The following is a 12,265-nucleotide window of genomic DNA, read 5'->3' as shown; positions in this document are numbered from 1 at the left end:
TTCATGCGTCATTACGAAATCATCTTTCTGGTCCACCCTGACCAGAGCGAGCAAGTCGGCGGCATGGTTGAGCGTTACACCAAGCTGATCGAAGAAGACGGCGGCAAAATCCACCGTCTGGAAGACTGGGGCCGTCGTCAACTGGCCTACGCAATCAACAATGTTCACAAGGCTCACTACGTGATGCTGAACGTTGAGTGCACCGGCAAGGCCCTGGCCGAGCTGGAAGACAACTTCCGCTACAACGATGCTGTGATCCGTAACCTGGTCATCCGTCGCGACGAAGCCGTTACCGGCCAGTCCGAGATGCTCAAGGCTGAAGAAAACCGCAGTGAGCGCCGTGAGCGTCGCGAACGTCCTGAGCACGATGGCAGCGCCGATGGCGATGACAGCGATAGCGACAGCGACAACAGCGATAACGCTGACGAGTAATCCACGGACCTTTTAAGGAGCCTATCAAATGGCACGTTTCTTCCGTCGTCGTAAATTCTGCCGCTTCACCGCTGAAGACGTGAAGGAGATCGATTACAAAGATCTCAACACTCTGAAAGCCTACGTATCCGAGACCGGCAAAATCGTTCCAAGCCGCATCACCGGTACCAAAGCTCGTTATCAGCGTCAGCTGGCCACCGCTATCAAGCGCGCCCGCTTCCTGGCCCTGCTGGCCTACACCGACAGCCACGGCCGCTGAGACCGGGCAGTCGACAAGTAGCAAAGGATTGAATGCATGCGTGCCTTAGCTGAGTTCATCATGCGCGGCCGTATGCAGGCCACTCTCGTAGTGGCCGGGTGTGCAACATTGCCGTTGTTGTATTGGTTGGGTGCTGCCGCCGGGAGCCTGGTGCTTCTGCGGCGCGGATTGGCCGACGCCCTGGGCGTCGTGTCACTGGGACTGCTGCCGGCATTGATCTGGTGGTTGTATGCCGATGACCCACGGGCACTTCTGGTGCTGCTGGGGGCTTCGGGGCTTGCGTTGGTGTTGCGCGCAAGCGAATCCTGGGTCCGTACGCTGCTGGTCAGCGTAGCCATGGGGCTGGTGTTTTCAGTGGTGCTCGGGGCGGCGTTCGCGCCCCAGATCGAGATGCTGGCGCAGGCCTTGATAAAGGTCATGCCCGCGCTTCTCGGTGATGCCTACCAACAATTGTCGGTAGACGAGCAGGCGCGTTTTGCGTCGCTGATCGCACCGGTCCTCACCGGCCTGATTGCGGCCTTGTTGCAGATCGTCAGCGTGCTGAGCCTGATTGTCGGGCGTTACTGGCAGGCGTTGTTGTACAACCCGGGTGGTTTTGGTCGCGAGTTTCGCGCCATCCGGATCCCGCTGGGGCCGGCGATGTTACTGCTGGCGTTGATGCTTCTGGGCCCGAATCTCGGTGCACAGATGGCCATGTTGACGCCGTTGTGCAGTGTACCGCTGGTGTTCGCCGGGCTGGCCCTGATTCACGGGCTGGTGGCGCAAAGGCGACTGGCCGGTTTCTGGCTGGTGGGGTTGTACGTAACGCTGTTGCTGTTCATGCAGCTGATCTATCCGTTGCTCGTGGTTCTGGCCATTGTCGACAGCCTGATTGATTTTCGCGGTCGGGTGTCGAAAGACACCGATAACGCGAACGGTGAAGGTTAAAAGTTAAGAGGATTTCCACATGCAACTGATCCTTCTGGAAAAAATCGCCAACCTGGGCAACCTGGGCGACAAAGTAAACGTTAAGGCCGGTTACGGCCGTAACTACCTGCTGCCTTTCGGCAAAGCCACCGCTGCGACCGCTGCCAACCTGGCTGCGTTCGAAGAGCGTCGCGCTGAGCTGGAAAAAGCCGCCGCAGACCGTAAAGCTTCGGCTGAAAGCCGTGCTGCCCAACTGGCCGAGCTGGAAGTGACCATCACTGCCACCGCTGGCGACGAAGGCAAGCTGTTCGGTTCGATCGGTACTCACGACATTGCTGACGCACTGACCGCCTCCGGCGTTGAAGTGGCGAAAAGCGAAGTTCGTCTGCCGAACGGCACCATCCGCAACGTGGGTGAATTCGACGTGGCCGTGCACCTGCACGCCGAAGTTGAAGCCACCGTACGCGTTGTCGTGGTAGCAGCTTAAGCAACACCCTGATCGACTGGCGGCTTGTCCGGCAGACGGTTAACATCGGGCACGATCCTGTTTACAGGTCGTGCCCTTTGTCTTTCTGCACTCCCTGCTTTTCCTGATTAAAAAGTGGCCATGAACGAAATCTCCGCTCCCGAGCAATACGATCTGCAAACCGCCGCGCTGAAGGTGCCGCCGCATTCCATCGAGGCCGAACAGGCCGTGCTCGGTGGTCTGATGCTGGACAACAACGCCTGGGAACGCGTGCTCGATCAAGTCTCCGACGGCGATTTCTACCGACATGACCACCGTCTGATTTTCCGTGCGATCGCCAAACTGGCCGATCAGAACCTGCCGATCGACGTCGTGACCCTTGCCGAGCAACTGGACAAGGAAGGTCAGACTTCGCAGGTCGGCGGCCTCGGTTACCTGGGTGAGCTGGCGAAAAACACGCCGTCCGTCGCCAACATCAAGGCCTATGCGCAGATCGTCCGCCAGCGCGCGACGTTGCGTCAGTTGATCGGTATCAGCACCGAAATTGCCGACAGCGCCTTCAATCCCGAAGGCCGCACCGCCGAGGAAATCCTCGACGAAGCCGAGCGGCAGATCTTCGCGATTGCCGAGGCCCGGCCAAAAACCGGCGGCCCGGTGGGTGTGAATGACCTGCTGACCAAGGCCATCGACCGCATCGACACCCTGTTCAACACTGCCGACTCGATCACCGGCCTGTCCACCGGCTACACCGACCTCGACGAGAAGACCAGCGGCCTGCAACCGGCCGACCTGATCATCGTCGCCGGCCGTCCGTCGATGGGTAAGACCACCTTCGCGATGAACCTGGTGGAAAACGCCGTGTTGCGCAGCGACAAGGTGGTGCTGGTGTACTCCCTCGAGATGCCAGGCGAATCGCTGATCATGCGTATGCTGTCGTCCCTCGGCCGTATCGACCAGACCAAGGTACGTTCCGGCCAGTTGGAAGACGACGACTGGCCGCGTCTGACCTCGGCGGTCAATCTGCTCAACGACCGCAAGCTGTTCATCGATGACACCGCCGGCATCAGTCCGTCGGAGATGCGTGCCCGGACCCGGCGGCTGGTGCGCGAGCACGGCGACATCGGCCTGATCATGATCGACTACCTGCAACTGATGCAGATCCCGGGTTCCAGCGGTGACAACCGGACCAACGAGATTTCCGAGATCTCCCGATCCCTGAAAGCCCTGGCCAAGGAATTCAACTGCCCGGTAGTCGCCCTGTCGCAGCTCAACCGCTCCCTGGAACAGCGTCCCAACAAGCGCCCGGTGAACTCCGACTTGCGGGAATCCGGAGCGATCGAGCAGGACGCCGACGTGATCATGTTCGTGTACCGGGATGAGGTGTATCACCCGGAAACCGAGCACAAGGGCATCGCCGAAATCATCATCGGCAAACAGCGGAACGGTCCGATCGGCTTCATTCGCCTGGCCTTCATCGGCAAATACACACGTTTTGAAAACCTCGCGCCGGGCAGTTACAACTTCGACGACGACGAGTAACGCAATTGATCACGCCAGCTGATCAAACAGTTTCTGGGCAACCCTGGGGCTGATGAACTCCCGCCATATCCGTTGGTGGGGCCGACCAGCCTGTTCTTCGCGCTGTTGAAACGAGCTGCCGAGCCTGCGCTGTTCAAGGGTTTTCAGGTGTGCGCCCTTGACGGTGTAATCCAGCGCAGCGCGGTCCTTCCTGTCGTAGTGAAAGTGGGCCTCCCACAAGGGCGTGTTATCCGAGCGGTCGATGATCGAGTAAACGTCCAGGAATGACTTGTCTTTACCCTTGCCCAGTTGCTTGCGCTCCACCGTTTTGACCACCTTGAGTTGAGCATGCTCAAGCAGGAAGTTCAGGCGCGGGACGTCCAGCACATCCTTGTTCTTGTACATCCGTATCAAAATATCCTGGCCTTTGGCGCCCATTGAGTCGGCGGCAGCTTTCAGTCGGCTGATCAAGTCGGAGGTTTCAGCGCCTGCTGCCGTTTGCCCGAGGAGCTCGAGGCGTTTCGCCAGACCTGCGAGTCGATCCGTCTCGGCACCCAGATATTCGACAATGGTGGTCGGGTTGTCCTTTCGGCTTTCCATCAATCGAGCCTGGGCCAGGTACGCCTCCACGTTACCAAGGCGCGCCAGCGCTTCGCTGACCAGCTGAGGTCTGGAGGTCGGGGCCGGGGCGGAACGTACGGGCTGCCACTCACCTTCTTTCATTTCGTAGCGTTGAGGGGGATCGTTCGGTTTGAACAGGTCGGGAACGCTGAGGGTGATGCGGCCGTCGGCAGCGGTGTCCGGCACGCCGACCAGCACACGGTAAGTGCCATGTTGACGGGTTCGGAACAACTTTCGCGGCGCCGCGTCTCCGGCGGCTCCGGTAACTTGTCCAGGGAGGAAGTCGAAATCGATTTCCTGATCGTAGCCGGGCAGTTCTTGGTTGTTGTCAATCCGGTCAAAGATATCGTTCAGCCGGGTTTCGATTTTCGATTCAAAGGCATCGAGCAGGGTCAGTGCCTTCCTGACGTACTCTGCCTTGGCCGGCGTTGTCGACGCGAGCAATGCCTCCAGGCCTGCTTTGTCGCTTTTGATGTTTTCGATCGTCAATTGCAATGCAAGAGGTTCGGAGTACCCGAACACTTCGTTCAGATCCTGCTTGAGCAAGTGCATGGCCATGGCACTGCGCATGCCATGATCCTGCGGGTTCTGCGGATCGTCGGAGATCAGGCGCAGGCAAATGTTGTATTGGCTGGATTGGATCTGATCCACCGTGGGCACTTTGCGATTCATCTCCTCCAGAACCGCCAGGGCGCTGCGGTCAGCCTTCTGAATCTGATCCATCACGGCCTGACGCTCGTCCATGATCTTCAGCTTTTTGTCGAGGTGGACGAGGTTGCGCTTGAGCGACTCGACGGTGATTGCATGCAGGGTTGGCAGAGCTCTGCGGTCCATGACTGCAAGCAGTTTGTTGAAGTAGTCGACTCTGTTGATCTGCTGAGCATGAAGCTCGGCTTTATAGAGCCCGCCTGCCTTGAGCAATATCAGCCAGTCCCGGTTGTCGATGAGTGACTTGACGTAATCGGCCTGCATTCTTGTGTGCTTGATCACATGCACTTCAATCTCGATCAGCGCGGCCTTTTCGGCGTCACTGCCCTCAGGCAAGGGTTGGGCACGGCGCCAGAGTTCGCCATAGCGCGTGTTGGAAGCGGTCAGGGCATCGAAGGCATTCCTGATGGGCTCATGCCGTTGGAGCAGATAGGTTTTGCTGTGCTGAGCGATTGCACTGCGACGCATGCCTCCCTTGAGCCCATGCAGACTGGGAACCCAAAAACCTTCGGCAGTGCGAGTGATGGCCAGGGTGGAGCCGGCCCGACTGGCGCGGTAGGTGTTTTCGCTGTCGGAGGCGACCGGATCCTTCGACGCGACGATACGCCAGACGGTGTGCGCGGGAGAGGAGGCGTCAACGTCGCGCATCACCTGATAGGCGCGGCTTTCAATGACCACGTAGCGCTTGCCTTCGAAGTTGTGCAGCCCCTCGCTGTCCGGCGCGATGCCAGAGAAATCCAGGCCTGTCCGGAATGCCTCCAGTCGACTGGAAGTCAGTGCAAGGGCCCCGGCTTGGAACTCATCCAGTGGAAACCAGCGTTTGCTCTGGGGATCCTGCAAGAGAACAGGGCCCGAGGGGTTCAACTCATTGCTGAGTCTGATGCGGTAGATGCGGCTGTCAGGGTCCAGGCCAACTTGCACAATGCTGCCATCGTACGCTTCGACGAACAGTCGCCCCTTGAAGGTTCTGAAACCCTGTGTGTCGGCCTCCGGCAGTCGGACACCGGAAGGAATGCCATAGGTTTCGAGCCTGAGTCTTCTCGGTGAAGCCGTCGGGTTTGAGAGGCTTTCGACGAATGTCACGGACGGTGCGGGAGAGATCGTGTCCGGGCCGTCGATTGCCGGGAGGCTGGCGTGTGCGGGACGCGGCGTGAACAGGCGGGTGTCCGCAGGAACCGGAGGCGAAGTGGAGTGCTCCGGAAAATGTCCGGTCACAGGTCTCGAAGGCGGATTGTGCACTTCGACGGTCGTGGCGCCTATGGAGGGTGGTTTTGCAGGCATGCGTATTCATCCTTGAATAAGTGAACCCGTTTGTTGAACAGAGAGTGTGGCGGCGGGCGGTGCGACGAGAAACCGACCACAGTCGTCGGAATTGGTCAAAATTTGTGCTATATTCCGCGCCCGCGAAATTCAATGAAAGCCAACACCGGTTATCGACATGCAAGCAGCCAAGCCGTTATTTGACTATCCAAAATATTGGGCCGAATGTTTCGGGCCAGCGCCGTTCCTGCCGATGAGCAGGGAGGAGATGGATCAGCTTGGCTGGGATTCCTGCGACATCATCATTGTCACGGGTGATGCCTACGTCGATCACCCGTCCTTCGGCATGGCGATCATCGGCCGGCTGCTGGAGTCGCAAGGCTTCCGCGTCGGGATCATCGCGCAGCCTAACTGGCAGTCCAAAGACGACTTCATGAAGCTCGGCGAGCCGAACCTGTTCTTCGGTGTCGCGGCCGGCAACATGGACTCGATGATCAACCGCTACACCGCGGACAAGAAAATCCGTTCCGACGACGCCTATACCCCGGGCGGCATGGCCGGCAAACGTCCGGATCGCGCGAGCCTGGTTTACAGCCAGCGCTGCAAGGAAGCCTACAAGCACGTGCCGATCGTGCTCGGCGGCATCGAAGCCTCCCTGCGCCGCATCGCCCACTATGACTACTGGCAGGATCGCGTACGCAACTCGATCCTGATCGACGCCAGCGCCGACATCCTGCTGTACGGCAACGCCGAGCGGGCGATTGTCGAAGTCGCCCAGCGTCTGTCCTACGGTCACAAGATAGAAGACATCACGGATGTGCGCGGCACCGCGTTCATCCGTCGTGACACCCCTGCGGGCTGGTACGAAGTCGATTCCACGCGCATCGACCGTCCGGGCAAGATCGACAAGATCATCAACCCGTACGTCAACACCCAGGACACTCAGGCCTGCGCGATCGAGCAGGAGAAGGGCCCGGTTGACGATCCGGAAGAAGCCAAGGTCGTACAGATCCTGGCCAGCCCGAAAATGACCCGCGACAAGACCGTGATCCGCCTGCCGTCGATGGAAAAGGTGCGTAACGACCCGGTCCTGTACGCCCACGCCAACCGCGTGCTCCACCTGGAAACCAACCCTGGCAACGCCCGTGCGCTGGTGCAGAAGCATGGCGAGGTAGACGTCTGGTTCAACCCGCCGCCGATTCCGATGACCACCGAAGAAATGGACTACGTGTTCGGCATGCCTTACGCACGTGTTCCGCACCCTGCGTACGGCAAGGAAAAAATCCCGGCCTACGACATGATCCGCTTCTCGGTGAACATCATGCGTGGCTGCTTCGGTGGCTGCACCTTCTGCTCGATCACCGAGCACGAAGGCCGGATCATCCAGAACCGTTCCGAAGAGTCGATCATTCGCGAAATCGAAGAAATCCGCGACAAGGTGCCGGGTTTCACCGGCGTCATCTCCGACCTCGGCGGCCCGACCGCGAACATGTACCGCATCGCCTGCAAGAGCCCGGAAATCGAATCCGCGTGCCGCAAGCCGTCCTGCGTGTTCCCGGGCATCTGCCCGAACCTGAACACCGACCACTCGTCGCTGATTCAGCTGTACCGCAGCGCCCGTGCGTTGCCGGGTGTGAAGAAGATCCTGATCGCCTCCGGCCTGCGTTACGACCTTGCGGTCGAGTCGCCGGAGTACGTCAAGGAGCTGGTGACCCACCACGTCGGCGGTTACCTGAAGATCGCCCCGGAACACACCGAGGAAGGTCCGCTCAACCAGATGATGAAACCGGGGATCGGCACCTACGATCGCTTCAAGCGCATGTTCGAGAAGTACACCAAGGAAGCCGGGAAAGAGCAGTACCTGATTCCGTACTTCATCGCCGCGCACCCGGGCACCACCGACGAAGACATGATGAACCTGGCCCTGTGGCTCAAGGGCAACGGCTTCCGTGCCGATCAGGTGCAGGCGTTCTATCCGTCGCCGATGGCCACCGCCACCGCGATGTACCACTCGGGCAAGAACCCGCTGCGCAAGGTCACCTACAAGAGCGACGGCGTGACCATCGTCAAGAGCGAGGAGCAGCGTCGTCTGCACAAGGCCTTCCTGCGTTATCACGACCCGAAAGGCTGGCCGATGCTGCGTGAAGCGCTGACCCGCATGGGCCGCGCCGACCTGATCGGGCCGGGCAAGCATCAGTTGATCCCGCTGCACCAGCCGGCCACCGACAGCTACCAGAGTGCCCGTCGCAAGAACTCGACGCCGGCCGGCAGCCACAAGGTCGCGAAAGAGAAGACCACCAAGATCCTCACCCAGCACACCGGTCTGCCACCGCGCGCCAGCGACGGCGGCAATCCATGGGACAAGCGTGAACAGGCCAAGGCCGCGGCGTTCGCCCGCAACCAGCAGGCCGCCAAGGAACGCAAGGAAGCGGCGAAAGGCAAAGGGCCGAAACCGGCACGCAAGCCGGTCGTACCGCGCTGAAACGCACTTGAGCCAAAACAGAACGCCAACCTTCGGGTTGGCGTTTTGCTGATCGTTCCCACGCTCTGCGTGGGAATGCCTCCAGGGACGCTCCGCGTCCAGTGACGCAGAGCGTCACGGGCTGCATTCCCACGCGGGAGCGTGGGAACGATCAAGTATCCGGCCGCTTTCGCAACATTTGCGTGCAACTGTGCCAAAGCATTTCACCGCATCGCCCGATTTTGGTGCTGTACTGCCCTGAGCATTCCGGGAAAGCGCCCAAGCCTCTGCATGGCATAAGTCTTGCGCGCTTTCGAATACGCTTGGGCTCGCAGGAGGCACGCCGTGTCGATTCATGTCGCATTGCATCACGTCACGCATTACCGCTACGACCGCGCTGTCGAACTCGGCCCGCAGATCGTGCGTTTGCGCCCGGCTGCCCACAGCCGCACGCGGATTCTGTCCTATTCACTGAAAGTCTCGCCCGAGCAGCACTTCATCAACTGGCAGCAGGACCCCCAGGGCAACTACCTCGCACGGCTGGTGTTCCCCGAGAAAACCGCCGAACTGCGGATCGAGGTCGATCTGCTGGCCGAAATGGCGGTGTTCAACCCGTTCGACTTCTTCCTCGAGCCCTACGCCGAGAAAATCCCCTTCGCCTACGCCGCCGATGAACGCAAGGAGCTGGCGCCGTACCTCGAAACCCTGCCGCTGACGCCTAAATTCAAGGCCTATCTGGATGCCATCGACCGCACGCCGTTGCCGGCCGTGGATTTCCTGGTGGCGCTCAATCAGCGCCTGAGCGAAGACATCAATTACCTGATCCGCATGGAACCGGGTGTGCAAACCCCGGAGCATACCCTCGAACACGCCTCCGGCTCCTGCCGGGATTCGGCGTGGCTGCTGGTGCAACTGCTGCGCAACCTCGGGCTGGCGGCGCGTTTCGTCTCCGGTTATCTGATTCAACTGACCGCCGATGTGAAAAGCCTCGACGGCCCGTCCGGCACCGAAGTGGACTTCACCGACCTGCACGCGTGGTGCGAGGTGTATCTGCCCGGCGCCGGCTGGATCGGCCTTGATGCGACCTCCGGACTGTTCGCCGGAGAGGGGCATATCCCGCTGGCCTGCAGTCCCGATCCGTCCTCGGCGGCGCCGATCAGCGGTCTGGTGGAACCTTGCGAGTGTGAGTTCAGCCACGAAATGTCCGTGGAGCGGATCTGGGAAGCACCCCGGGTCACCAAGCCCTACACCGATGAGCAATGGCTGGCGATCCAGGCGCTGGGCCGGCAGATCGATGCCGACCTGCTGGAAGGCGATGTGCGCCTGACCATGGGCGGCGAACCGACCTTCGTGTCCATCGACGACCCGGATGGCGCCGAGTGGAACACCGCCGCGCTGGGCCCGGACAAGCGTCGGCTCTCCGCCGAACTGTTCCAGCGCCTGCGCAAGCATTACGCGCCCAAAGGGCTGGTGCATTTCGGTCAGGGCAAATGGTATCCCGGCGAGCAACTGCCGCGCTGGTCGCTGAACTGCTACTGGCGCCGCGACGGTGTGCCGGTCTGGCAAAACAACGCGTTGATTGCCGATGAACAGCAGGATTACGGCGCCACAGGTGAACTGGCCGGACGCTTTCTGGCGAGTGTCGCCGAACGCCTGAAACTGCCGACACGCTTCGTGTTCCCGGCCTACGAAGACAACTTCTATTACCTCTGGCGCGAGGGCGCCTTGCCGAGCAACGTCAGCGCCGAAGACTCGCGTCTGGAGGAGCCGCTGGAACGTGCGCGACTGCGCAAGGTGTTCAGTCAGGGGTTGGACAAGATCATCGGCCAGGTGCTGCCGCTGGCGCGCACCGCCAAGGGCGATCAGTGGCAGAGCGGGCGCTGGTACCTGCGCGATGAGCATTGCCGGTTGGTGCCGGGGGATTCACCGCTGGGCTATCGCCTGCCGTTGGGTTCACAGCCCTGGGTGAAGGCGGCGGAGTACCCGTTCATTCATCCGAACGACCCGAATCAGGATTTCCCCGAGCTGCCCGAAACAGCGCAGCTCAACCAACACGGTGAGCCGGCTCCGGCGTACGATCGTGTGCCGAAAATCGACGAGTCCGCCGACTGGCTGACCCGCACCGCCTTCTGCGCCGAGGCCCGGGAAGGCCGGTTGTACCTGTTCATGCCGCCGCTGGAGCGGGTCGAGGACTATCTGGAACTGGTCGCGGCCATCGAAGCCACCGCCGAGGAGCTGCATTGTCCGGTATTGCTGGAGGGCTATGAGCCGCCGAGCGATCCGCGCCTGAGCAACTTTCGCATCACCCCGGATCCCGGCGTCATAGAGGTCAACGTGCAGCCGTCGGCGACGTGGGACGAGTTGGTCGAGCGCACCGAATTTCTGTACGAAGAAGCGCGCCAGACCCGACTGTCCACCGAGAAATTCATGGTCGACGGGCGGCACACCGGCACCGGCGGCGGCAACCATTTCGTGCTCGGTGGCGCGACGCCGGCGGACTCGCCGTTCTTGCGCCGTCCGGATCTGCTGCGCAGCCTGATCAGTTATTGGCACAACCATCCGTCGCTGTCCTACCTGTTTTCCGGGCTGTTCATCGGCCCGACCTCTCAGGCGCCGCGAGTCGATGAAGCGCGCAACGATGCGCTGTATGAGCTGGAAATCGCTTTCGCGCAGATGCCGGCGCCGGGAGAAGAGTGTGCCCCATGGCTGGTGGATCGGCTGTTGCGCAATCTGCTGATCGACGTTACCGGCAACACCCATCGCGCCGAGTTCTGCATCGACAAGCTGTATTCACCGGATGGCGCCACCGGGCGCCTCGGGTTGCTGGAGTTGCGTGGTTTCGAGATGCCACCCCATGCGCGCATGAGCCTGGCGCAGCAGCTGTTGTTGCGAGCGCTGGTGGCGCGGTTCTGGCGCGAGCCCTATGCGCCGCCGAAACTGGCGCGCTGGGGTACGGAGCTGCACGACCGCTTCATGCTGCCGCACTTCATCGAGCAGGACTTCGCCGACGTCATCGTCGAGCTCAACAGTGCCGGTTACCCCCTGCGTGCCGAATGGTTTGCGGCTCATCTGGAATTCCGCTTTCCCAAAGTCGGCGATTACGCCGTCAACGGCATCGAGCTGGAATTGCGCCAGGCTCTCGAACCCTGGCATGTGCTGGGCGAGGAGGGCGCAGCGGGCGGTACGGTGCGCTACGTCGACTCATCGCTGGAGCGCTTGCAGGTCAAACTCACGGGGCTGCCGCCGCAGCGCTATCTGCTGACCTGCAATGGCATCCCGGTGCCGCTGCAACCGACCGGACGGGTTGGCGAGTTTGTCGCGGGTGTGCGTTTCCGCGCGTGGCACCCGGCCAATTGCCTGCAACCGACGATCCCGGTGCATGCGCCACTGGTATTCGACTTGCTCGATACCTGGATGCAGCGCTCGCTGGGCGGTTGCCAGTACCACGTCGCTCATCCGGGCGGGCGCAATTACGAAACGCTGCCGGTCAATGCCAACGAAGCGGAGAGCCGGCGCATGGCGCGTTTCTTCCGCATCGGACATACGCCGGGGAAGCTTCCGATACCGAACCTGACAATCTCCGACGAGCTGCCGATGACACTCGATTTACGACGTTTCTAAGTCGTACGCGACG

The 12,265-nt window shown here is 61.0% G+C and carries 8 protein-coding genes; 7 read left to right on the top strand and 1 reads right to left on the bottom strand.

The genetic code is table 11. From position 1 onward, the window contains the following. Window positions 1-3 precede the first annotated feature (3 nt). The 5 genes from rpsF (at window position 4) to dnaB (ending at window position 3,602) form a co-directional block, all read left to right on the top strand. Window positions 4-432, top strand: coding sequence for a 30S ribosomal protein S6 (gene rpsF / locus AWU82_RS18260; protein WP_007950702.1), 429 nt, complete (start codon window positions 4-6; stop codon window positions 430-432). A 28-nt stretch (window positions 433-460) separates the two neighbouring features. Continuing rightward, the gene (gene rpsR / locus AWU82_RS18255; protein ID WP_002551829.1) at window positions 461-691 is read left to right on the top strand and encodes a 30S ribosomal protein S18; all 231 of its coding nucleotides are present in this window, start codon (window positions 461-463) and stop codon (window positions 689-691) included. Window positions 692-727: 36 nt separating this feature from the next. Next, on the top strand, window positions 728-1,618 hold the full coding sequence (locus tag AWU82_RS18250; RefSeq protein WP_064379107.1) for a YybS family protein: 891 nt from the start codon (window positions 728-730) through the stop codon (window positions 1,616-1,618). Between the two features lie 19 nt (window positions 1,619-1,637). Further along, window positions 1,638-2,084: a 50S ribosomal protein L9 gene (gene rplI, locus AWU82_RS18245; protein WP_003186385.1), complete on the top strand. Its 447-nt coding sequence runs from the start codon at window positions 1,638-1,640 to the stop codon at window positions 2,082-2,084. Window positions 2,085-2,204: 120 nt separating this feature from the next. Continuing rightward, window positions 2,205-3,602, top strand: coding sequence for a replicative DNA helicase (dnaB, locus tag AWU82_RS18240; RefSeq protein ID WP_011332193.1), 1,398 nt, complete (start codon window positions 2,205-2,207; stop codon window positions 3,600-3,602). Between the two features lie 9 nt (window positions 3,603-3,611). Here dnaB and AWU82_RS18235 read toward each other — a convergent pair whose 3' ends face one another. Continuing rightward, window positions 3,612-6,191, bottom strand: coding sequence for a hypothetical protein (locus AWU82_RS18235; protein WP_139831648.1), 2,580 nt, complete (start codon window positions 6,189-6,191; stop codon window positions 3,612-3,614). A 157-nt stretch (window positions 6,192-6,348) separates the two neighbouring features. Here AWU82_RS18235 and AWU82_RS18230 point away from each other — a divergent pair, with 157 nt between their 5' ends. Both AWU82_RS18230 and AWU82_RS18225 read left to right on the top strand, forming a co-directional pair. Continuing rightward, window positions 6,349-8,652, top strand: a complete 2,304-nt coding sequence (locus AWU82_RS18230) for a YgiQ family radical SAM protein (RefSeq protein WP_064379109.1) — start codon at window positions 6,349-6,351, stop codon at window positions 8,650-8,652. A 324-nt stretch (window positions 8,653-8,976) separates the two neighbouring features. Then, window positions 8,977-12,252, top strand: coding sequence for a transglutaminase family protein (locus tag AWU82_RS18225; RefSeq protein WP_064379110.1), 3,276 nt, complete (start codon window positions 8,977-8,979; stop codon window positions 12,250-12,252). Window positions 12,253-12,265 lie beyond the last annotated feature (13 nt).

The organism is Pseudomonas glycinae (assembly GCF_001594225.2).
GTDB classification, from domain to species: domain Bacteria; phylum Pseudomonadota; class Gammaproteobacteria; order Pseudomonadales; family Pseudomonadaceae; genus Aquipseudomonas; species Aquipseudomonas glycinae.
The sequence above is the reverse complement of the archived record's forward strand: the minus strand, read 5'-3'. Positions and strand labels throughout refer to the sequence as shown.